The sequence below is a fragment of the Flavobacterium granuli genome (genome assembly GCF_031456055.1).
GTDB lineage: Bacteria > Bacteroidota > Bacteroidia > Flavobacteriales > Flavobacteriaceae > Flavobacterium > Flavobacterium granuli_A.
On record NZ_JAVDTX010000007.1, the window covers coordinates 140446 to 163499 of the forward strand.

Annotated in this window: 19 protein-coding genes; 18 read left to right on the forward strand and 1 reads right to left on the reverse strand. The window is 33.1% G+C overall.

Features of this window, described 5'->3' with window-relative positions; translation table 11 throughout:
- Positions 1 to 25: 25 nt before the first annotated feature.
- The 4 genes from eno to ctlX all read left to right on the forward strand — a co-directional run bounded on the left by eno (position 26) and on the right by ctlX (position 4739).
- Positions 26 to 1318: a phosphopyruvate hydratase gene (eno, locus tag J2W95_RS15200; RefSeq protein WP_310008495.1), complete on the forward strand. Its 1293-nt coding sequence runs from the start codon at positions 26 to 28 to the stop codon at positions 1316 to 1318.
- 154 nt (positions 1319 to 1472) lie between these two features.
- Positions 1473 to 2747, forward strand: coding sequence for a citrate synthase (locus tag J2W95_RS15205; RefSeq protein WP_310008497.1), 1275 nt, complete (start codon positions 1473 to 1475; stop codon positions 2745 to 2747).
- A gap of 73 nt (positions 2748 to 2820) precedes the next feature.
- On the forward strand, positions 2821 to 3735 hold the full coding sequence (locus tag J2W95_RS15210) for a dimethylarginine dimethylaminohydrolase family protein (RefSeq protein ID WP_310008498.1): 915 nt from the start codon (positions 2821 to 2823) through the stop codon (positions 3733 to 3735).
- 68 nt (positions 3736 to 3803) lie between these two features.
- Entirely contained in the window at positions 3804 to 4739 is a 936-nt protein-coding gene (gene ctlX, locus J2W95_RS15215) for a citrulline utilization hydrolase CtlX (RefSeq protein WP_310008500.1), read from the forward strand.
- Between the two features lie 86 nt (positions 4740 to 4825).
- On the opposite strand, the gene J2W95_RS15220 is transcribed toward ctlX, so the two are convergent.
- The gene (locus J2W95_RS15220; RefSeq protein WP_310008503.1) at positions 4826 to 5455 is read right to left on the reverse strand and encodes a MarC family NAAT transporter; all 630 of its coding nucleotides are present in this window, start codon (positions 5453 to 5455) and stop codon (positions 4826 to 4828) included.
- A gap of 211 nt (positions 5456 to 5666) precedes the next feature.
- Between J2W95_RS15220 and J2W95_RS15225 the strand changes: the two genes are divergently transcribed.
- The 14 genes from J2W95_RS15225 to J2W95_RS15290 all read left to right on the forward strand — a co-directional run bounded on the left by J2W95_RS15225 (position 5667) and on the right by J2W95_RS15290 (position 23009).
- Positions 5667 to 6035, forward strand: a complete 369-nt coding sequence (locus J2W95_RS15225; RefSeq protein WP_310008505.1) for a CoA-binding protein — start codon at positions 5667 to 5669, stop codon at positions 6033 to 6035.
- 244 nt (positions 6036 to 6279) lie between these two features.
- Complete coding sequence (recR, locus tag J2W95_RS15230) at positions 6280 to 6900, forward strand: recombination mediator RecR (protein ID WP_310008507.1); 621 nt, start codon at positions 6280 to 6282, stop codon at positions 6898 to 6900.
- A 69-nt stretch (positions 6901 to 6969) separates the two neighbouring features.
- On the forward strand, positions 6970 to 7761 hold the full coding sequence (locus tag J2W95_RS15235; RefSeq protein WP_310008509.1) for a polysaccharide biosynthesis/export family protein: 792 nt from the start codon (positions 6970 to 6972) through the stop codon (positions 7759 to 7761).
- Between the two features lie 15 nt (positions 7762 to 7776).
- Positions 7777 to 10230, forward strand: coding sequence for a polysaccharide biosynthesis tyrosine autokinase (locus J2W95_RS15240; protein WP_310008511.1), 2454 nt, complete (start codon positions 7777 to 7779; stop codon positions 10228 to 10230).
- A 30-nt stretch (positions 10231 to 10260) separates the two neighbouring features.
- Positions 10261 to 11247, forward strand: coding sequence for an SDR family oxidoreductase (locus J2W95_RS15245; RefSeq protein WP_310008513.1), 987 nt, complete (start codon positions 10261 to 10263; stop codon positions 11245 to 11247).
- Between the two features lie 53 nt (positions 11248 to 11300).
- Positions 11301 to 12692: a UDP-glucose 6-dehydrogenase gene (locus J2W95_RS15250; protein WP_310008515.1), complete on the forward strand. Its 1392-nt coding sequence runs from the start codon at positions 11301 to 11303 to the stop codon at positions 12690 to 12692.
- 422 nt (positions 12693 to 13114) lie between these two features.
- On the forward strand, positions 13115 to 14398 hold the full coding sequence (locus J2W95_RS15255; RefSeq protein WP_310008517.1) for a nucleotide sugar dehydrogenase: 1284 nt from the start codon (positions 13115 to 13117) through the stop codon (positions 14396 to 14398).
- A 95-nt stretch (positions 14399 to 14493) separates the two neighbouring features.
- Positions 14494 to 15540 (forward strand): dTDP-glucose 4,6-dehydratase, encoded by a 1047-nt coding sequence (rfbB, locus tag J2W95_RS15260; RefSeq protein ID WP_310008519.1) that lies wholly within the window; start codon positions 14494 to 14496, stop codon positions 15538 to 15540.
- Positions 15541 to 15578: 38 nt separating this feature from the next.
- Positions 15579 to 16043 carry a UpxY family transcription antiterminator gene (locus tag J2W95_RS15265; RefSeq protein WP_310008521.1) on the forward strand — a complete coding sequence of 155 codons (465 nt, stop codon included), beginning with the start codon at positions 15579 to 15581 and terminating at the stop codon, positions 16041 to 16043.
- A gap of 320 nt (positions 16044 to 16363) precedes the next feature.
- Positions 16364 to 18823 (forward strand): SLBB domain-containing protein, encoded by a 2460-nt coding sequence (locus J2W95_RS15270; RefSeq protein ID WP_310008523.1) that lies wholly within the window; start codon positions 16364 to 16366, stop codon positions 18821 to 18823.
- A 132-nt stretch (positions 18824 to 18955) separates the two neighbouring features.
- Entirely contained in the window at positions 18956 to 20020 is a 1065-nt protein-coding gene (locus J2W95_RS15275; RefSeq protein ID WP_310008524.1) for a Wzz/FepE/Etk N-terminal domain-containing protein, read from the forward strand.
- A 4-nt stretch (positions 20021 to 20024) separates the two neighbouring features.
- A complete protein-coding gene (locus tag J2W95_RS15280; protein ID WP_310008526.1) occupies positions 20025 to 20990 on the forward strand; it encodes an SDR family oxidoreductase in 966 nt (321 codons plus the stop codon).
- Between the two features lie 61 nt (positions 20991 to 21051).
- Positions 21052 to 22326 carry a nucleotide sugar dehydrogenase gene (locus J2W95_RS15285; RefSeq protein WP_310008528.1) on the forward strand — a complete coding sequence of 425 codons (1275 nt, stop codon included), beginning with the start codon at positions 21052 to 21054 and terminating at the stop codon, positions 22324 to 22326.
- 101 nt (positions 22327 to 22427) lie between these two features.
- Positions 22428 to 23009 (forward strand): acyltransferase, encoded by a 582-nt coding sequence (locus J2W95_RS15290; protein ID WP_310008530.1) that lies wholly within the window; start codon positions 22428 to 22430, stop codon positions 23007 to 23009.
- Positions 23010 to 23054 lie beyond the last annotated feature (45 nt).

The window sequence follows — 23054 nt, forward strand, 5'->3', positions numbered from 1 at the left end:
ATTAATAACATAAAAAATAAGAATAATGAGTATTATTGTTAAAATTCACGCAAGACAAATTTTCGATTCAAGAGGTAATCCTACGGTAGAAGTAGATGTTGTGACAGAAAACGGTGTTTTAGGAAGAGCGGCAGTTCCATCAGGAGCTTCAACTGGTAAATTTGAGGCCGTTGAATTACGTGACGGAGGAAAATCTTTCTTAGGTAGAGGTGTTTTAAAAGCCGTTGAAAATGTAAATACTAAAATTGCTGAAGAATTAATTGGATTTTCAGTTTTTGAACAAAATTTGATTGATCAAGCAATGATAGATTTGGATGGTACGCCAAACAAAGCTAACTTGGGAGCAAATGCTATTCTTGGAGTTTCTCTTGCTGTAGCAAAAGCGGCTGCTAATGAACTAGGATTGCCTTTATATAGATATGTGGGTGGTGTTTCTGCAAATACATTACCAGTTCCTATGATGAATATTATCAATGGAGGTTCACATTCTGATGCGCCTATCGCATTTCAAGAATTTATGATTTTCCCTGTAAAAGCAACTTCTTTTACTCATGCTATGCAAATGGGAACTGAAATTTTTCACAATCTAAAAAAAGTATTGCACGATAGAGGTTTGAGTACAGCTGTTGGTGACGAAGGGGGGTTTGCTCCAAACTTAGCCGGAGGAACTGAAGATGCTTTAGATACGATCAAGTTAGCAGTTGAAAAAGCAGGTTATTCTTTTGGAGATGAAATAATGGTTGCTTTAGATTGTGCTGCGTCTGAATTTTATGTTGATGGTAAATACGATTATTCTAAATTTGAAGGAGCAACTGGAAAAATTAGAACTTCTGCTGAACAAGTGGATTACTTGACTGAATTAGCTACTAAATATCCAATTATCTCTATCGAGGATGGTATGGATGAAAATGACTGGGATGGATGGAAGTTATTGACAGAAAAAATCGGTAATAAAACACAATTGGTTGGGGATGATTTGTTTGTTACTAATGTAGAGCGTTTGTCAACTGGAATTGAAAAAGGAATAGCAAATTCAATTCTAATTAAGGTAAACCAAATTGGTACATTATCAGAAACAATTGCTGCTGTGAATATGGCTAAAAATGCTGGTTATACTTCAGTAATGTCTCACCGTTCTGGAGAAACTGAAGATAATACAATTGCTGATTTAGCAGTTGCATTAAACTGTGGACAAATCAAAACAGGATCAGCTTCTCGTTCTGATCGTATGGCAAAATACAATCAATTGTTAAGAATAGAAGAAGAATTAGGGAATTCTGCATATTTTCCTGGGAAAAAGGCATTCAAAATAAAGTAATTCTAATAAGTTTATAGTAATTAAGCCATTTATCTATGATGAATGGCTTTTTTTTTGAATTTTTAACAAATTCAATGTTCAATAAGTTTTTAATTTAATGTGGAATTCCTTAGATTTGGTAAATTATAAATTAAATTATATTTCATAAAAAAATATGTCAAAAATAGCAGTATTAGAAATTGATGGTAACAAATTTGAACTTCCCGTAATCGTTGGTAGTGAGAATGAAGCAGCTGTTGATATTAGCAAATTACGAGATATGTCAGGCGTGATTACCCTTGATCCAGGTTACAAAAATTCAGGTTCTTGCAAAAGCGAAATTACTTTTTTGGATGGTGAACTTGGAATTTTACGTTATAGAGGATATTCAATTGAAGAATTAGCCGAGAAGTCTCATTTTTTAGAAGTTTCATATTTAATAATTTTTGGAGAATTACCTTCTGTTGAAAGATTGGAGCAATTTGAAAATGACATTCGAAAATTCACTATAGTAAGTGAAGAAATGAAGATTATTTTGGATGGTTTTCCAAGAACAGCCCACCCTATGGGAGTGTTGTCTTCATTGACTAGTGCTTTGACTGCTTTTAATCCTAAGTCAGTAGATGCGGATAATGAAAAAGAAATGTATGATGCGGTTTGTAAAACTATTGCTAAATTTTTAGTTATTGCTACTTGGACTTATAGAAAAAGTATGGGGTATCCTTTGAATTATTATGATAATACAATAGGATATGTTGAGAATTTTATGAGCTTAATGTTTAAGTTGCCTAACGGACCTTACAGTGCTAATCCTATTGTTATTGATGCATTGGATAAATTATTTATTCTTCATGCTGATCACGAACAAAACTGTTCTACATCGACAGTAAGAATGGTTGGTTCTTCGCATGCTGGTCTTTTTGCTTCAATTTCGGCTGGAGTTTCTGCTTTGTGGGGGCCATTACACGGTGGTGCAAATCAAGCTGTACTTGAGATGCTTGAAGAAATACATGCTACTGGTGGTGATGCAGATAAATATTTAGCGAAAGCTAAAGATAAAAATGATCCTTTCAGATTAATGGGGTTTGGTCATAGGGTTTATAAAAACTTTGATCCAAGAGCAAAAATAATCAAGAAAGCAGCTGATGAAGTACTTGCAACTTTGGGAGTTAATGATCCTATCCTTGAAATAGCTAAAAAATTAGAAGCTTCGGCATTAGAAGATGAATATTTTAAGTCAAGAAATTTATATCCTAACGTTGATTTTTATTCTGGTATTATTTATAGAGCATTAGGAATTCCAACTGATATGTTTACTGTTTTGTTTGCGATTGGTAGATTGCCAGGATGGATAGCTCAATGGAAAGAAATGAGAGAAAACAAAGAACCAATTGGTAGGCCAAGACAGATATATACTGGTTATCCTTTGAGAGAATATGTTAAATCATAAATCTTAAAATAGTTTATTAAGGCTTCACTTTACGGTGGAGCTTTTTTTTTTATCTTTGGCAAAAGTTATAAAAATGCTAGAATTAAACATAAAAAATGAGACCTCAAAATTGAGGGTAGTAGTGTTAGGTTCTGCTGTTAATAATGGTCCGACGCCTAAGGTTGAAGAAGCTTATGATCCTAAATCTTTAGAACATATTTTAGCTAAAACCTACCCAATAGAGGCTGATATGGTTGTCGAAATGGAAGCCTTTAATTCGGTGTTTCAAAAATATGGAGTAACTGTTTTGCGTCCAGAAATGATCGAAAATTACAATCAGATATTTACAAGAGATATTGGCTTTGTAATAGATGACACTTTTGTTAAATCAAATATTTTACCAGATCGTGAACGAGAGTTGGATGCTATTCAATATGTAATAGATCAGATGAATCCTTTAAAAGTGGTTCGGCCTCCCGAAGAAGTTCATATTGAGGGTGGTGATGTTATGCTTTGGAATGATTATATTTTTATAGGGACATACAAGGGAAGTGATTATGCTAGTTATATAACTGCAAGAACCAATATGCATGGTGTGAAATTTATAAAAGATTTATTTCCGAATAAAATTGTAAAAGAATTTGATTTGGTTAAATCAAGAATTGAAGCTCGCGATAATGCTTTGCATCTTGATTGTTGCTTTCAGCCAGTAGGAAAAGACAAAGGGATTATATACAAAAGAGGATTTAGAGAAGAAGCAGATTATATGTTTTTAGTGAATCTTTTCGGTAAAGAAAATTTGTTTCATATTACGCGTGATGAAATGTATAATATGAATTCTAATGTATTTTCGATAGATACAAACGTTGTTGTTTCTGAAAAGAATTTTACAAGATTAAATAATTGGCTACGAGCTAATGGGTTTATTGTAGAAGAAATTCCATATGCCGAAATTTCAAAGCAAGAAGGATTGTTGAGATGTTCCACCTTGCCATTAATAAGAGATTAACAATTCGTTTTGGGTTTTATTGTTTAACTTTAGGCAATAGATTCTTTTAATGATAATACCATAAAAATATGAAACAAACAACAAACTCCATTTTGATGATTCGGCCAGTTGCATTCCGTATGAATGAGCAAACAGCAGTGAATAATTACTATCAAAAAGTTTTGGATGGTCTTTTGCCTGCAACGGTAAATGCAAAAGCACAACAGGAATTTGATGTTTTTGTTGAGAAGCTTCGCTCGGTTGGGGTCGATGTAACGGTAGTTGATGACAAGGAAAATTCAGACACGCCAGACAGTATTTTTCCAAACAATTGGATTTCTTTTCATGAGAACGGGGATGTCGCACTATATCCTATGTTTGCTGAGAATCGTCGTTTAGAACGTCGTGAAGATATTTTGGATACTCTGGAAGAGAAAGGATTTATAATCGATAACATTATGGATTATACTTCTGCCGAGGAGGATGGTTTTTTCTTAGAAGGGACGGGAAGTTTATTATTGGATAGAGAGAATGGAAAGGCTTATTGTGCCCTTTCTCCAAGAGCTGATGAAGAGTTATTTATTGAGTTTTGTGAAGATTTTGAATTTACGCCTGTAATTTTTGAAGCCTTTCATACTGTTAATAACGAACGAAAGTTGATTTATCATACCAATGTGATGATGTGTCTTGGTGAGACCTTTGCTGTTATATGTGCTGATTGTATCGACGACAAAAAAGAACGAAAAATGGTTCTTGAGAGTCTTAAAGGTGATGAAAAAGAAATTATTTTAATTACCGAAGAGCAAGTGAATAACTTTGCAGGAAACATGCTTGAAGTTAAAGGTACCAACGATAGAAGATATTTGGTAATGAGTGCTTCGGCTCATCAAAGTTTGACCAAAAAGCAAATAGCTCAATTAGAAGAGCATGTAACTATTTTGAGTTCGAGTTTGGATACTATAGAGGCTTGTGGTGGTGGAAGTGCCCGTTGTATGATGGCTGAGATTTTCTTGCCGAGAGAATAAGATTTAAATTTTTAAAATAAAAAAAGTCCAAATTTCAATAGCTTGAGCTAATTGGAATTTGGGCTTTTTTTTGATAATTTTTAGAATTACATCAAATTACCTTTGATAATATTAATAAGAGCACTTACAATGTATTGAATACCAATTGCAATAACTATAAACCCTACAATTCTTGAAATTGCTACTATACCAGAGGCACCAAGTATTTGGGCCAAATAATGTGCGCTTCTTAGGATGATAAAAATTGCAATTGCGATTGCTAATATTGCTAGTGAGGCAATTATAAGTTCGTTAGTGGAATTATGTTCTTGATAAAATGCGATTAATAAGGAAATGGAGCCAGGACCCGCAAGCATAGGTATTGCCAAAGGTGTTAAAGCAATATCATTTCGTTTTTGGGCGTCGTTTTCTATCTTTTTATTGATTCCTCGCTTCTTGTTGAATTGTCCCGAAAGTAAAGAAAAACCAGAACTCACAATGATTAATCCTCCTGCAATTCGTAAGGAGTCTATACTGATGCCAAAAAAGTTTAAAACATATTTCCCAACAAAAAAAGAAATAATTAGAATTAGAAATACATTTATAGAAGTCCATAATGAAATTCTTGAACATTCTTTTTTGGAATCACCTTGGGTAAGGCCTACAAAGATTGGAACGGTTCCTATGGGATTTAATACAGAAAATAAAGCAACAAATAAGTAAATAAATAAATCCATCCGGTTTTGGTTTTTGATTGTAAAATTACGAATTTATGTATAAATAAGTTTAAACAAGTGTTATGTAATTGTTTATTTCATTTAATTATTGGAACCATTTGCTGAAATAGTTAAAAGACAAAATGGTTAATTATAATTTCCATGTTTATGACAACTATTTAGTTAGTGCTTAATCCTTTTTGATTACTTTTGCATCTTATATTGATTTAAAATGACGAAAAATAAAAAAACCTTAGTTCTTGGAGCAACTGTAAAACCAGAAAAAGCAGCGTTCAAAGCTATTGAATTGTTGGTTGCCAAAGGACATTCAGTCCTTGCTTTGGGACAAAATACGGGAGAAGTAGCAGGTATTAAAATAAATACCAAAGCGATTCCTGTTAAAAATATTGATACCATTTCGCTGTACCTAAACCCAACCCGTCAAAGGGATTATTATAATTATATTGTTGATGCTAAGCCAAAACGTGTCTTATTTAACCCAGGAACTGAAAATCCAGAGTTTTATCAATTGTTGGAATTGAATAATATAAAGTATGAAGCTGCCTGTACGTTGGTGCTGCTGACCTTAAATAAATATTAATTTTTAAGAATCTATTCCAGCTGTCTACTATATCCACTTTAAAAAACGTAGGATGCCTCTTCCATCTGGGATAGGCTATAACTATCTAAATTTTTAATTGAAACAATTTGTTTTTTTGGAAATATTAGACATTTGCTTAGCAAAAAAAATGCTGATTTTGTTTATTTCAATACTAATGCACGGTATTTTAAAATAGATTCAATTTTCTAAATGGCAGTTTGTCAAATTGCTTACTTTTGTATCCATGGAATTTTCTTCAAAACTAATAGAAAAAGCAGTTAATGAAATGGCTCAATTGCCTGGAATTGGCAAAAGAACTGCCTTGCGATTGGTATTGCATATTTTGAAGCAACCCAAAGAACAGGCTACTTTTTTAGCTCAAGCATTAGTTACAATGCGTGAAGAAATCAAATATTGCAATAGCTGTCATAATATATCAGATAGTGAAGTTTGTGAGATTTGTGCCAATTCAAGCAGAAACCATCAAATTATTTGTATTGTCGAAGATATTCGCGATGTAATGGCAATCGAAAATACTGGCCAATTTAGAGGGATTTACCATGTTTTGGGAGGCAAAATTTCACCTATTGATGGAGTAGGGCCTAGTCAGCTTACTATTTCTAAGTTAGTAGAGAAAGTGAAGTTAGGTCAAGTCAAAGAGATAATATTTGCTTTAAGTTCAACAATGGAGGGCGATACCACTAATTTTTATATCTATAAACAAATTGCTGATTTACCGATAGTAGTTTCAACAATAGCAAGAGGAATTGCTGTTGGTGATGAATTAGAATACGCAGATGAAGTAACTCTTGGCCGAAGTATATTGCAAAGAGTGCCTTTTGAAAAATCATTAAAAACCAATTAAGCTGTTTATTAAGCGTGATGCTTTTTAAATCGTAATTGAAAAACTATATTTGTTACTAAATTAAAACGAATGAATAAACGTTTAGTCTTTATTTTTTTATTTACCAGTATGTTATTTACATCCTGTATTCCAGTAAAGGATTTGGTTTACCTTCAAAAAAAGGATAATTCTTCTAATGAAGGTCCAGTCGTAATGGTGGAATCCAAACCGTATCGTTTGCAAACCCATGATGTATTAAGTATTACAATTAAGGCTTCAGACCCAAAGTTAGTAGCTATTTTTAATCCAACTGCCAATGGTTCCGAAAGTGATCAATCAGAGGAGGGTTTATATTTTGATGGATTTACTATAGATGATCATGGAAACATTCGAATTCCGGTTTTAGGTGAGATGAATGTTATGGGATTTACTTTAGAGGAAGTGCGCGTTAATGTCGAAAAAAGATTATTGGCAGAGTATTTTAAAGAGAATGCCAGTATTTTTGTAGTAGTGAAATTAGCTGGCTTTCGATATACCATTAATGGAGAAGTAGGTAGTACTGGTACCAAAACCTTGTTTCAGGAAAAAGTAAATATAATGGAAGCTATTGCCAATGCTGGGGATATAACGACAACTGGTGATAGAAAAGCAGTAACAGTTATTAGACAAACTCCAAATGGTACAGAAATGAAAGATTTGGATTTGACAAATATTAATGTAATGAATTCGCCATATTACTTTTTGCAGCCAAACGATTATATTTATGTAAAGCCGCTTAAGCAAAAAACTTGGGGAACAGGAAGTACAGGAATTCAATCTTTGACGACTCTTATTACATTATTATCTTTAGTAAGTACCACTTATTTGTTGCTTAAAAAATAAAATCAATTTCCAAATATGTTAGATATTAAAGATTTTTCGGTTTTTGAAAATCATCCCAGTTTTGATTTTAAGGGTTTTTTAATAAAGATATTAAGTTATTGGAAATGGTTTTTGCTATCCATATTTATAGCATTAATGATTGCGTATCAGGTTAATATTCGCAAAGAGAAAATTTATGCAATCGAAACCCTCATTTCGGTTAAGGAAGAAACCAATCCGCTTTTTACCTCAAGTACTAATTTGGTTTTTAATTGGGGAGGTGCTTCGGATCAAATGCAGACTATCTCGACCACTTTGCAATCTCGTTCTCACAATGAGTTGGTTGTTGATAAATTACAGTATTATATTGATTATTTGAAGCAAGGGGAATATAATCTTGTTGACGCTTATGGATCAGTTCCTTTTCATCTAGATATCGATAAAAAACAAGGTCAAGTAGTAGGGAATCTTATTGGGATTAAATTTATTACTGAAAATGAATACGAATTAAGAATTCCTTTTGAGGAGGGTACATCTGTTTCATTAATTCATTATTCTGATAATAGTTATAGTAATACGTCAGTTGTAGAGGGTGACTTTGTAAAAAAATACAAAGTTGGACAAAAAGTGTCTTTGCCTTTTTTGAATTGGACATTACAAATAAACGACAATCCAGGTTTGTATAAGGGTAATGAATACTTTGTGAGATTTAATGACTTTGATGGTACCGTTTCGAATTATAGGAACATAAATGTTATAACTGATGATAAAGGAAGTTCTATAATTACATTGGGGATGCAGGGTACCAATAAAGCCCGAATGGTTGAATATCTAAATTCGACCGTAAATATGCTGATAAAAAGACAGCTAGACAGTAAAAATCAATTTGCAACAAACACAATAAATTTTATTGACAGCACACTTGTTGCGATGGAATCTCAACTAAAACTGGCTGGTGACGAGCTGAAGTCATTTAGGAAAGATAAAAATATTTACGAGGTTGAAGGAAGCGGAGGCCAAAAATTTTCAGATAAGATTCTTGATTTTGATGTAGAAAAAGACGCTATAAATCGAAAAATCACCTATTATAATTCTTTGAAATCTTATTTAAGAAATAGTGTTGATTATTCGAAATTACCTGCGCCTTCTGTGGCTGGAATTGAAGATCCTAATATTGTTGTGAATGTATCTAAATTGATAGCTCTTTCTACTCAACGATCTGAGATGGCTTATGCAGTAAAAAGCGAAAAAATATTTAAGGATTTTGATAATCAAATGGAGGCTGTTAAAAACGTTTTAATGGAAAATATTACTACAGCTAGAAGTTCCTTAGATTATGATTTGGCAATGGTTGAGAGCAGAATTAATCAAGCAGAAAGCAAAATTAAACGTCTTCCTGATGATCAGCAAGAATTAATAAAAATCAAAAGAAAATATGATTTAAATGATAATATATATAGTACTTTCCTTCAAAAAAGGAGTGAGGCAGATATTGTAAAAGCTGCGAATCTGTCTGATATTCATTTTATTGATTCAGCAAAAGATATTGGAGGAGGGCTTATTGGGCCTAAGACTGGAGTGAATTATGTTTTGGCATTATTTCTTGGATTATTACTTCCTTTGCTGGTTATTGTTGTTGTTTTCTTTGTAAATAATACCATTCAAAATCCAGATGATATAAGTAAACTAACAGATATTCCGTTAATAGGTATAGTTGGAATTAATAGTGATAATAATGATTTGGCAGTATTTGAAAAGCCAAAATCTGCGTTGTCAGAATCCTTTAGAGCCATTCGTTCCTCTCTTCAATTTTTATATAAGAAGAACAATGTAGCTGGATCAAAAACATTGATGATAACGTCTTCAGTAAGTGGTGAAGGGAAAACGTTTTGTTCTATAAATATTGCAACCGTATTTGCTTTAAGTGAGAAAAAGACTGTAATTGTAGGATTGGATTTAAGGAAACCAAAGTTGTTTGAAGAATTTCATTTGGATAATACGGTAGGGGTAGTGAATTATTTAATTAAAGATAAAGGATTGGATGAGATTGTAAATCATACTTCTGTTCCTTTTCTTGATGTTATATTATCAGGGCCTATTCCGCCTAATCCATCTGAATTGATTTTGAGTGATGGGATGAAAGAATTGATAGAAGAGCTTAAAATTAAATACGATTATATTATTTTGGATACGCCTCCAGTAGGTTTGGTAGCAGATTCACTTGAGTTGGCACAATATTGTGATGTTACTTTATATATAGTAAGACAAAATTTTACTAAAAAAGAAATGATAACATTACTGAATAATAGGGTAAATAGAGGTGAACTTCATAATGCGAGTATTGTTTTGAATGGTTTTGAAAATAAAGCCAAATATGGAGGAGGTTATGGGTACGGCTACGGTTATGGAAATGGTGATTATTCAAATGGGTATCATGAGGTCGAAAAGAAAATGACTTTAATTGATAAAATAATTAGGAAGAAAAAATAAAAATCATCTGTTTAAAAATTAATTTTAAAAATGACAGAAAATAATAAAAAAAAAATACTAATTACGGGAGGGGCAGGATTTATTGGGTCCAACCTATGTGAATATTTTTTGTCTAAAGAATACAACGTAATTTGTTTGGATAATTTTGCCACTGGTCATCGTCATAATTTAAAAGATTTTATAGGCAATGATAATTTTAGGTTAATTGAAGGTGATATACGAAATTTAGATACCTGCCAACAAGCGGTACAGGGAGTTGATTATGTGCTGCATCAAGCTGCATTAGGTTCTGTGCCCAGATCAATAAATGACCCAATAACATCTAATGATGTTAATGTTTCCGGTTTTTTGAACATGTTGGTAGCTTCACGAGATGCCAATGTAAAAAGATTTGTGTATGCGGCCAGTTCTTCGACTTATGGTGACTCAGTTGGATTGCCAAAAGTAGAAGATTTAATAGGAAAACCACTTTCTCCTTATGCCATTACAAAATATGTAAATGAGTTGTATGCGGAGATTTTTAGTAGAACTTATGGGTTGGAGACTATAGGGTTGCGTTATTTTAATGTGTTTGGTCGAAAGCAAGATCCTAATGGAGCTTATGCAGCAGTGATTCCAAAGTTTGTCATGCAATTAATGCGTCATGAAAGTCCGAAAATAAATGGAGATGGAAATTATTCACGGGATTTTACATATATCGATAATGTAATTCAGATGAATGAATTGGCAATGACTATTGAAAATTCAGAAGCTGTAAATACGGTTTATAATACCGCTTATGGAGATACAAATACATTAAATGATTTGATTGGTTACTTGAAAGCTTTTTTAGCAGATTATGACCCAAAGATTGCAGATGTAGTAATAGAATATGGCCCTAACAGAGTAGGAGATATTCCTCATTCCTTGGCCAGTATTGATAAGGCAAAAGCAATTTTAGGCTATAATCCAAAATTTTCCTTGCAAGAAGGGTTGAAGGAAGCCGTTGGTTGGTATTGGGAGAATCTTAGCAGGTAGTAGGTTTCAGACAATAGATTACAGAAGACAGAATAGAGAAATAGAACAACAATATGGAAATCACAAAAATTTGTTGCATCGGTGCAGGATATGTAGGAGGGCCTACTATGGCGGTTATAGCGCAAAAGTGTCCTCACATTCAAGTTACGGTTGTTGATTTGAATGAAGAAAGAATTTTGGCTTGGAATGATAAAAATACAAACAATATTCCAATTTATGAGCCAGGCCTTGATACAATTGTAGCTGAAGCAAGAGGAAGAAATTTATTTTTTTCTACCGAAGTTGATAAAGCAATAGACGAAGCTCAAATTATTTTTATATCTGTAAATACGCCAACAAAAACCTACGGAAAAGGAAAAGGTATGGCTGCCGATTTGAAATATATTGAATTGTGTGCCAGACAAATTGCGAGAGTTGCTAAAAGCGATAAGATAGTTGTCGAGAAATCTACTTTGCCAGTACGTACAGCAGAAGCTATCAAAAGCATCCTTGATTCTACCGGGAATGGAGTACAGTTTCAAATTCTGTCAAATCCAGAATTTCTGGCTGAAGGTACTGCTGTTCAAGATTTATTAAATCCAGACCGTATTTTAATAGGCGGGGATACTACGGAAGAAGGACAAAAAGCTATTCAAGCTTTAGTTGATGTTTATTCTAATTGGGTAAGTTCAGAGAAAATATTGATGACTAATGTTTGGTCGTCGGAGTTATCAAAATTGACAGCCAATGCTTTTTTGGCACAAAGAATTTCATCCATCAATGCAATGTCTGAGCTTTGTGAAAAAACAGGCGCCGATGTGAATGAAGTAGCTAAAGCCATAGGAATGGATAGTAGAATTGGTGCGAAATTCCTAAAAGCTTCAGTAGGATTTGGAGGATCTTGTTTTCAAAAAGACATATTAAATCTTGTGTATATAGCAAAATCTTATGGATTGAATGAAGTAGCCGATTATTGGGAACAGGTAATAATTATGAACGACCATCAAAAGCGTCGTTTTTCAAATAATATAGTTCAAACATTATATAATACTGTTGCAGATAAAAAAATTACTTTTTTGGGTTGGGCTTTCAAGAAAGATACCAATGATACGAGAGAGTCTGCTGCGATATATGTGGCAAATGATTTAATTAATGAGCACGCTAATATTGCTGTATATGACCCAAAAGTTTCTCGAAAAAAGATTCTTTCTGACTTGGATTATCTAGAAACTAGAACTTCGGAGGAGAATGGGAAAAGCATATTTACATTTGGAGACCCATATTTGTCTTGTGAAAAAGCACATGCTATTGCAGTACTTACTGAATGGGATGAATTTGTACACTATGATTGGCAAAAAATATATGATGGGATGCAAAAACCAGCTTTTGTATTTGACGGAAGAAATATTTTGAATAAAACGGAATTAGAAGATATTGGCTTTGTGTATCAGGCTATTGGTTCTTAATTTTTTAAGATATCTAATAAAAAGACCTTTAATTAAATATTTATTTAATTAAGTATCATCAAAAACAGTGATTTTTTATCTTCAGTTAGGGTTTTATAATTTTTTTTATTGACTATTAGTTGTTTACAGTTTTAGTTTATAAAAATCTTTTTCTTTTGTTATAATTCGTTTTCTTTTAACAAATTTGAAATCATATTTTTACTACCTTTGTTGGCTAAATTTAATTCAGGAGTTAGGGTTAAATAAGTAAGTCGAAAGTTTTAAAGTAATAAAGGTTTTATGAGATGAAAACACACTATCGAACGACGAGAGTTTTTTTTTCTATTTGTAAAAAAGGGCTTTTATAATGTGATTACTTAGGTTAAGATTCTGAAAAAATATTTTGTTAATAAAGCTTTTAAAGCCAACAATAGTTTAAGAAATTGAATAAAGATATAAAAATTGCAGTAATAGGTTTGGGTTATGTTGGTTTGCCTTTGGCTCGATTGTTTGCTACCCAATTTTCTGTTGTAGGTTTTGATATTAATACATCAAGAGTTGTAGCATTACAATCGGGAACAGACAGAACCCTTGAAATTGATGAGGAAACTTTGCAAAAAGTACTGGTTCAAAAAACAAGTGACGAAAAAGGCTTGTATTGTACTTCACAAATTGCCGATATAGCGGATTGTAATTATTATGTTGTTACGGTTCCAACTCCAGTGGACAAAAATAATCGTCCCGATTTAATCCCATTATACAAGTCCAGTGAAACTGTCGGTTCTGTTTTGAAAAAAGGAGATATCGTTATTTATGAGTCAACTGTTTATCCTGGTGTGACAGAAGAGGAATGCGTACCTGTTTTGGAAAAGGTTTCGGGATTGAAATTCAATGTCGATTTTTTTGTAGGTTATTCTCCAGAGCGAATTAATCCAGGAGATAAGGAACATACTGTAGAGAAAATTTTAAAGATAACTTCAGGTTCCACTCCTGAAATTGGACAAAAAGTAAATGAATTGTACCAATCTGTTATCATTGCAGGAACACATCTTGCTCCGTCCATAAAAGTAGCAGAAGCTGCCAAAGTAATTGAGAATTCCCAAAGGGATATTAATATTGCTTTTGTTAATGAATTAGCAAAAATCTTTAATCTTCTAGATATTGATACAACTGCTGTACTTAAAGCTGCGGGTACCAAGTGGAATTTTTTGCCTTTTAAACCGGGTTTAGTTGGTGGTCATTGTATTGGAGTTGATCCTTATTATTTAGCCCAAAAGGCACAAGAAAAAGGTTATCATCCTGAAATAATTTTGGCCGGGCGTCGTTTGAATGATAGTATGGGTGAATACGTAGCTTCGCAAGTAGTGAAGCTGATGATCAAAAAAGGTGTAATCATTAATGGCGCAAGTTTATTGATGTTGGGTATTACCTTCAAAGAAAATTGTCCGGATGTTCGGAATACCAAGATCGTAGATGTGATAAAGGCATTAGAAGATTATGGAATTCAAGTGACTGTTTTTGATCCTTGGGCTAATCCAGTCGAGGTAAAACAGGAATATGGTATAACAATGGTGAATGAGGAACCAAATACTACTTTTGATGCTGTCGTTTTGGGTGTGGCCCATATCGAATTTATGAAGATTGATATTAATTTATTGAGAAAGACATGTAGTATTCTTTATGATGTTAAAGGTGTTTTGACAGATGGAGTTGATGGGAAATTGTGAGTAGTGAATTGTGAGAATTGAGAAGGCAGAATGAAGAAGGCAGAATTCAAAAAGTAAAATATAGGTTATAAATATAAAAAATCAAGAAAAGACAAATGAAAAAGATACTTATTACAGGAGGAGCGGGGTTTATTGGTTCGCATGTTGTAAGACGATTTGTGAAAAATTATCCAGATTATCAAATATTTAATTTGGATGCCTTGACGTATGCTGGGAATCTGGAGAATATCAAGGATATTGAAAAAGAATCCAATTATACTTTTGTAAAAGGAGATATTACCGATGAAAGTTTTATTGATTCCTTATTTCAAAACCAACAGTTTGACGGTGTAATTCATCTAGCTGCCGAATCTCATGTCGATCGTTCTATCGAAGATCCTTTGGCTTTTGTAAAGACCAATGTGATTGGAACGATGAATTTATTGAATGCAGCAAAAAAACAATGGTTGGGGAACTTTGAAGGAAAACGTTTTTATCATGTGAGTACCGACGAGGTTTATGGTTCACTTGGAACTGAAGGGTTATTTACAGAGACGACTCCTTATGATCCTAATTCACCGTATTCGGCATCCAAAGCGAGTTCAGATCACTTTGTGAGAGCTTACGGAGAAACATACGGGTTGCCATATGTAATTACTAATTGTTCCAATAATTACGGCCCTTTTCATTTTCCAGAGAAATTAATTCCGTTGTTTATTAATAATATTATCAATAATAAACCCTTGCCAGTTTATGGAGATGGGAATTATACAAGAGATTGGCTTTTTGTAAAAGACCACGCGGTTGCTATTGATTTAGTTTTTCATGATGGAAAGAATCATGAGACTTATAATATTGGAGGTTTTAACGAATGGAAAAATATTGATTTGGTTAAGGTATTATGTCAAATTATGGATCAAAAACTAGGTCGAGTAGCAGGAGAATCAGCTCAATTGATTACTTATGTAAAAGACAGACCTGGGCACGATTTGCGTTATGCTATTGATGCATCCAAAATAAATTCACAATTGGGGTGGAAGCCATCAGTAACTTTTGAAGAAGGATTGGAAGTTACTATTGATTGGTATTTGAATAATCAAGAGTGGTTGAACAATGTGACTTCAGGAGCTTATGCTTCTTATTATGATAAACAGTATTCTTAAAAGGTTTTTTGATTTTTAGGGTTAATAAGAGGAAATATATGAACTGGTACGTAGTTTACACCAAGCCCAAGTGGGAAAAGAAAGTTGCGGAACGGTTGAATGAAGCTGGAATTAAGGCCTATTGTCCTTTGATAACTAAAGAGCGTCAATGGTCTGATCGCAAAAAGAAAATAGAGGCCCCTTTATTTAATTCCTATATTTTTGTTCAAGTCAATGAAAAAGAGCGTAACGTCATTTTCGAAATTCCAGGAGCGATACGTTACTTGTTTTGGTTAGGAAAACCAGCGATAGTAAAAGAGAAAGAGATTCAGGCTATTCAAAATTGGTTGAACGTGCCAGATGTTTTTGAAGTGATGGTGGACAAATGGCAAAAAGGTGATAAAATAGTGTTAGAATCAGGGCCATTTATTACACAATCGGCTATTGTTCAGGAAGTAAAACACAATCACTATGTGCTCGTTTTAGAGTCTTTGGGTTGTGTTCTTAAAGTTGAAAAAAAATAATTTTTTTTTTATATATAAGATATAAAAAAGACATTATTTTTTTAATTATTTGAAGGTTAGTTGTTTGTGTTGTTTTAAATTTTTAGGATAAAAACACCAAATCAGCGCATTAAAAAGAGAGAAAAGTTCTTTTTTTAATGTAATTTTGCAAATTCGTAAAAAAAACGGTAAACCTTATTGGGACTCACTGTGGCGAAGCCGTATAAATTGGTTGCTATATTATAAGGTAGAATTTTAAAACACTGCTAGTTTAGCAATAAAAAGTAAATTATTAGTTAGAATTAAATCCAAAACTATAATATCAAAAATAGTATCTTCATATGAAAAAAATAATTACAGTAATTGTCCTTTTTGTAGCCCTTTTTCAGAGCTCATCTTTGATGGCTCAAGATATTTTAAAAGGTAATGACCTAAGTACCGTAAGAGTTGATTATTTATCGGATGGGGATATCGCAAAGATAAAATCACAATTGCAAAGTAATAAAATGACTATTGATCAAGTTGAGTCTATGGCTTTATCTAAAGGGATGAGTGCTACAGAATTTGCCAAATTGAAAAAACGTTTGGGACTTCCCGAAGAGACTAAAACAAAAAATGAAAAAAAAGGAACCAAGAAGAATACAAATGATTCCGATTTAGAAGAAGGTGAAGATGAGAGTGAGGATGATATTCGGAAGCAAGAAAAGATTGAAAACAAAAAAATTAAAGACAGTCTGAATTCCCTTGTTTTTGGTTCTGAATTATTTGATAATCCTACTTTGAACTTTCAGCCGAATTTAAACTTGGCAACCCCAGTTAACTATGTTTTAGGACCTGGTGATGAATTGGAAATTAGTGTCAATGGAGTGCAAGAATTTAATGATAACGTACCCGTATCTGTTGAAGGAAAAGTAAATATCCAGTATGTTGGCCAAATTTCAGTTTCTGGATTAACAATTGAGGCTGCTACTCAAAAAATTAAAGGGGCTATTTCTCACGTATACAGTACGGTTCGTTCTGGACAATCACAAGTTGATGTAAGCCTAAGTCGTATTAGAACGATTAAAGTAACTATTATAGGAAGCAGACAACCTGGAAATTATTCTATTTCTTCTTTAGCAACGGTTTACAATGCGCTGTTTTTAGGGGGGGGGCCAAGTAAGAATGGCAGTTATAGAAATATTGAGCTGATTCGTAACAATAGGGTTTATAAAAATATTGATATTTATCGTTTTTTGGTTACGGGTGACCAGTCAGACAATGTGGGATTAAAAGACAATGATGTCATTCGTATTCCTGCTTATGTTAATAGAGTGACGGTTGAGGGGGAAATGAAACGTCCCGGTATTTTTGAGATGAAGAAAGGGGAACATTTCTCTGATTTATTGAATTTCGGTTCAGGATTCAATGAGTTTGCTTATACTGCTTCAGTAAATGTTTTGCAAAAAACGGGTAAAGAATATAAGGTCGCCGACATACAAGCAGCACAATACGGTAGTTATATTCCTTTGAATGGGGATGTGTACCGAATTTCCAAAATTTTAAATCGATTTGAAAATCGTATTATAATTGACGGAGCTGTTTTTAGACCAGATACTTACTCTTTTTATCCTGGGATGCGGGTTTCGGATTTGATTCGTCAAGCAGAAGGATTAAAAGAAGATGCTTATCTTAAAAGATCCAGAATCATTCGTTTAAAAGATGATTTAACTAAAGAGATTGTTAATGTTGATTTGGGTAAAGCAATGAGCTCTGATGCTAATGCCAATATCGAATTAAAAAAAGAAGACAGAATTACTGTGTATTCCATTTTAGATTTCAAAGAAGAATACAAAGTTACTATTGATGGTGAAATAAAAAAACCAAATATATACGATTATCAGGACAATTTAACATTAAATGATTTAATTATTGCTGCAGGAGGGTTAACGGGTTCTGCGTCTAAGCGTGTTGAAATTGCGAGAATGATTCGTGCTGAAGCAATAGATGACACTAATCCGAATAAGGTTGAATTGTTTAATATTGAAATTACTCCCGGTTCGAATGAACAATCGACCAATTTTGAGTTGAAACCTTTTGATGTTGTGAATGTAAGAAGAATGGCAGTTAATGAAAAGCCAGAGATGGTAACCATATCGGGAGCGGTTGCATATCCAGGAAAATATGTTTTGGCCAGTAAAAAAGAGAAGATTTATGATGTTGTCAAAAGGGCAGGTGGACTTACAACATTGGCGAGTCTGAACGGAGTAAAAATAAAACGACCTATCAAAAAAGATCAAATTGAAGATTTAGAAAATGTAAGTCTAAATTTGGGTGAAAAGGATAGTATTCAGAACAAATTAGAAAAGAAACTAAAAGAAGATTTGAAATTTTCCACTATTCCTGTGGATTGGAGTGCAGTCACCAAAAATCAAAACAGTAATGCGAATGTAACATTATTACCGGGTGACGAAATAGATGTTTCGCCTTTTAATGAAACTGTAAAAGTGGCAGGGAATGTGCTTCTGACTTCAGAGATTCCCTATAATAAAAACAAAGGGTTCGGTTATTATTTGGATGCGGTTGGTGGTTTGGATGCGAAAGGGTGGAGGAATAAAGCGTACATCATTTATCCCAACGGTGAAGCTGCTGTGACACACAAAGTTTTATTGTTTTTTAGGTCCAACCCCAAAGTAGTGCCAGGTGCACAAATCGTAGTGCCTGAAAAACCGGAAACCCAAAAGATGAGTACAGCACAATGGGTGAGTATATCTTCAGTATTAGTTAGTGTGGGAGTTCTTTTGGTTACGGCATTTAAATAGGAGATTTCAGAATACAGATTTTTGATTGGATTATAAAGATTAGAAATTTTAGATGAAAGTACAATTAAGATTTCAGAAATTAGAAAGCCTTAAATAAAGCAATTCATAGTTAATAACAGAATACCGAATTTGATGAACGAACAAATACCTAACGACGAAATATCCTTAAAAGAGTTATTAGAGAAAGCAAAAGAATGGTGTGCTTATTTATTAGTACAATGGAGAATTATTGTATTAGCAGGGTTAATAGGGGCAGTCATAGGGATGGCCTATTCTATCATAAAAAAACCGGTCTACACCGCAACCTTAACGTTTGCATTAGAAGATGAAAAATCGGGCGGTGGATTAGGTGGTGCACTTGGATTGGCAAGTTCTTTTGGTATTGACCTTGGAGGAGGTGGTGGAGGTAGTATATTTACAGGTTCTAATTTGACTGAATTGTTCAAGTCTAGAACAATGGTGGAACAAACTTTAATGACTCCAGTAGCAATAAATGGGAAGTTAATTTCTTTGGCAGAAATGTACATCCAAAACAATGAATGGAGAGAGAGTTGGGATGACGATCCCAAGTTCAAGAATATACAGTTTTTGCCCAATACTAAGCGTAAGTATTTTACCCGTGTGCATGATAGTATTTTGGGTGTTATTTATGAGAATTTATCTAAGACCTCTTTATCTGTAGCTCAAAGAGATAAAAAGATTGCCATTATTTCTATGGACGTGGTTTCTACAAACGAATTGTTTTCCATTTATTTTTGTGAAGCACTTGCGAGACAGGTTGGTAAATTTTATGTGGCTACCAAAAGCAAAAAAGCGCGTATGAATATGGAGATTTTGGATAGACAAACCGATTCTATCCGTGCGGAATTGAATAGTGCCATTACAGGTGTGGCTGTGGCTACCGATAATACTTTTATGTTGAATCCAGCACTCAATATACGTCGTACACCTTCTGCCCGTAGACAAGTAGATGTGCAAGCGAATACAGCTATATTAACAGAATTGGTTAAACAGGCTGAATTGGCCAAAGTTACACTACGAAAGGAAACTCCATTAATACAAGTGATTGATCGCCCTATTTTGCCATTACCTAAAGAGCGTTTTGGTAAAGCCAAAGGATTAGTGATGGGTAGTTTTTTAGCAGGGTTTTTGATGATTTTAGTGTTATTAATAAGAAAAACGATTGATAAATTATAAAGTTATGAAAATACTTATTACTGGAGGAGCTGGATTTATTGGGTCTAATTTATGTGAATATTTCTTATCTAAAGAGTATAATGTGGTTTGTTTGGATAATTTTGCAACAGGACACCGTCACAATTTGGATGCAATTATTAGCAATACTAGGTTTAGCTTGATAGAAGGTGATATTCGTAATTTGTCAGATTGTGATAAAGCAGTTGAAGGGGTTGATTATGTATTACATCAAGCTGCCCTGGGTTCTGTCCCACGTTCTATTAATGATCCCATTACAACAAATGATGTAAATGTTTCTGGGTTTTTAAATATGCTTATTGCTTCGCGTGATGCCAAAGTAAAAAGATTTGTTTATGCGGCGAGTTCTTCGACTTATGGGGACTCGCAAGGGTTGCCAAAAGTAGAAGAAGTAATAGGGAAACCGCTTTCACCTTACGCAATTACCAAATATGTAAATGAATTATATGCCGAAATTTTCAGCAAAACGTACGGATTGGAAACTATTGGATTAAGATATTTTAATGTATTTGGAAGAAAACAAGATCCAAATGGTGCCTATGCTGCTGTGATTCCAAAGTTTGTCATGCAATTCATGAATTACGAATGTCCAGTGATTAACGGTGATGGTAATTATTCCCGTGATTTTACTTATATTGATAATGTGATTAAAATGAATGAGTTGGCTATGACTACTCAAAATTTAGAGGCAATAAACACTGTCTATAATACTGCGTACGGAGACAGAACTACTTTGACACAATTAGTTGGTTTATTAAAAGAATATTTATCTGTTTTTGATGCTAAAATCGCGGATGTTGAAGTGTTACATGGACCTAATAGAGCAGGTGATATCCCTCATTCTTTAGCAAGTATTGATAAAGCAAAAAAATTATTAGGATACAAACCGCAGTTTTCTATTCAGGATGGACTAAAGGAGGCAGTCGCTTGGTATTATAACAATTTAATATAAAACAGAAAGATAAAATCAATCTATTCAGTACTTGGTTTTAGTATTTAAAATATAATTTTGCATGAAAAAAATTGCCATTATTGGATTAGGTTATGTTGGGCTTCCGTTGGCCAGATTATTTGCTACTAAATATCCTACTGTAGGATTTGATATAAATAAATCAAGAATTTCTGCACTAAATAGGGGGCATGACAGTACTCTTGAAGTAAAAGACGAAATTTTGCAAGCTGTTTTGGTAGACCACCTTTCAAACAATACGGGACTTTATTGTACAAATGATCTTGAAGTTTTAAAGGATTGTAATATTTTCATAGTTACCGTACCAACACCAGTTGATAAAAACAATCGCCCTGATTTAACACCGCTTTATAAAGCTAGTGAAACAGTTGGTAAGGTTTTAAAAAAGGGAGATATTGTAATTTATGAATCTACTGTATATCCTGGGGTAACTGAAGAGGAATGTGTTCCTGTACTTGAAAGAGTTTCAGGATTGAAATTTAATATTGATTTCTTTGCGGGTTATTCTCCAGAAAGAATTAATCCAGGGGATAAAGAACATACAGTAGAAAAAATTTTAAAAGTTACTGCGGGTTCTACTCCCAAAATTGGTATTGTGATTGATGAATTGTACAAGAGTGTTATTACTGCGGGGACTCATTTAGCACCTTGTATTAAGGTTGCTGAAGCAGCTAAAGTAATCGAAAATTCTCAACGAGATATTAATATCGCATTTGTAAACGAATTGGCTAAAATATTCAATTTAATGAATATTGACACTAATGCTGTATTAGAGGCTGCTAGTACTAAATGGAATTTTTTGTCTTTTAAACCTGGGTTGGTTGGCGGACATTGTATAGGAGTAGATCCATATTATTTAGCACAACGAGCACAAGAATTTGGATATCATCCTGAAATTATATTAGCTGGTCGTAGATTAAATGATAGTATGGGAGAATATGTAGCTTCACAAGTAGTTAAGTTAATGATAAAAAAAGGCATTTCAATAAAAGGCTCAGATTTATTGATGTTAGGAATTACTTTCAAAGAAAATTGTCCTGATGTCCGTAATACCAAAATTGTAGATGTAGTTAATACACTTAAGGATTACGGAATTCAAGTAACTATTTATGATCCAATTGCAAACCCTATCGAAGTTAAGCATGAATATGGCTTAGAGACTTTATCCAGATTGCCTAATGAAAAGTTTGATGCGATAGTTTTGGGGGTTTCGCATAGGGAGTTTTTAGATATTGATTTTAAATCTATTCAAAATGAAATTGGAGTTATTTATGATGTTAAAGGATTTTTACCGGAATTTGTTGATGGAAAATTGTAGAAAAAAGTAAAAATAAAAGATTGATTTTTAGATTTCTAACCTAATTTTTTTATTTATATATGTTGAAAATTTTATCTTTTTTTTTTTCATTTCATTTTTTTATGAGAATTATTTATTTGTTTAATTCCTTGCTTTCGATATCATTAAGTAAGAAATTAAAAAAAGTCAATGGAATAGCTCGTTTTCAATATCCAGTAACAGCAATAGGATTTGATAAAATCATAATAGGAAAAAATTTTGATAGTGGTAAAAATCTAAGAATTCAGGCAATAAGCCGGTATCAAAAAGAAACATTTGAACCTGAGATTGTTATAGGTGATGATGTAACAATAAATCCCAATTGTCAATTGGTTGTGATAAACAAATTAGTTATTGGTAACAACGTTTTAATTGCAAGCAATGTTTTTATATCGGATCATTCTCATGGATGTTCTAATTTTAGTGATATAGATACTCCTCCTTCATTAAGAAAATTATCTTCCAAAGGATCAATTGTTATTGATGATAATGTTTGGATTGGTCAAAATGTTTCTATTCTAGCAAATGTTAAAATAGGAAAGAATTCAATTATTGGAGCAAATTCTGTTGTTACCAAATCTATTCCTGATTTTTCAATTGCTGTGGGAATCCCTGCAAGTGTAATAAAAAATGTAAAACCTAATGTCAACATAATAGATCAATAGGGTTTTCTGCATATTAAAATCTTAAAATTTGTAAACAGAGGTCTA

Coding starts and splice junctions, on each gene's coding strand:
- J2W95_RS15245 (WP_310008513.1), top strand. CDS start 10,261: ATGACAGAAAATAATAAAAAAAAAATACTAATTACGGGAGGGGCAGGA.
- ctlX (WP_310008500.1), top strand. CDS start 3,804: ATGAAACAAACAACAAACTCCATTTTGATGATTCGGCCAGTTGCATTC.
- J2W95_RS15205 (WP_310008497.1), top strand. CDS start 1,473: ATGTCAAAAATAGCAGTATTAGAAATTGATGGTAACAAATTTGAACTT.
- J2W95_RS15220 (WP_310008503.1), bottom strand. CDS start 5,455: ATGGATTTATTTATTTACTTATTTGTTGCTTTATTTTCTGTATTAAAT.
- recR (WP_310008507.1), top strand. CDS start 6,280: ATGGAATTTTCTTCAAAACTAATAGAAAAAGCAGTTAATGAAATGGCT.
- J2W95_RS15290 (WP_310008530.1), top strand. CDS start 22,428: ATGAGAATTATTTATTTGTTTAATTCCTTGCTTTCGATATCATTAAGT.
- J2W95_RS15250 (WP_310008515.1), top strand. CDS start 11,301: ATGGAAATCACAAAAATTTGTTGCATCGGTGCAGGATATGTAGGAGGG.
- rfbB (WP_310008519.1), top strand. CDS start 14,494: ATGAAAAAGATACTTATTACAGGAGGAGCGGGGTTTATTGGTTCGCAT.
- J2W95_RS15240 (WP_310008511.1), top strand. CDS start 7,777: ATGTTAGATATTAAAGATTTTTCGGTTTTTGAAAATCATCCCAGTTTT.
- J2W95_RS15270 (WP_310008523.1), top strand. CDS start 16,364: ATGAAAAAAATAATTACAGTAATTGTCCTTTTTGTAGCCCTTTTTCAG.
- J2W95_RS15275 (WP_310008524.1), top strand. CDS start 18,956: ATGAACGAACAAATACCTAACGACGAAATATCCTTAAAAGAGTTATTA.
- J2W95_RS15280 (WP_310008526.1), top strand. CDS start 20,025: ATGAAAATACTTATTACTGGAGGAGCTGGATTTATTGGGTCTAATTTA.
- J2W95_RS15210 (WP_310008498.1), top strand. CDS start 2,821: ATGCTAGAATTAAACATAAAAAATGAGACCTCAAAATTGAGGGTAGTA.
- J2W95_RS15265 (WP_310008521.1), top strand. CDS start 15,579: ATGAACTGGTACGTAGTTTACACCAAGCCCAAGTGGGAAAAGAAAGTT.
- eno (WP_310008495.1), top strand. CDS start 26: ATGAGTATTATTGTTAAAATTCACGCAAGACAAATTTTCGATTCAAGA.
- J2W95_RS15235 (WP_310008509.1), top strand. CDS start 6,970: ATGAATAAACGTTTAGTCTTTATTTTTTTATTTACCAGTATGTTATTT.
- J2W95_RS15285 (WP_310008528.1), top strand. CDS start 21,052: ATGAAAAAAATTGCCATTATTGGATTAGGTTATGTTGGGCTTCCGTTG.
- J2W95_RS15225 (WP_310008505.1), top strand. CDS start 5,667: ATGACGAAAAATAAAAAAACCTTAGTTCTTGGAGCAACTGTAAAACCA.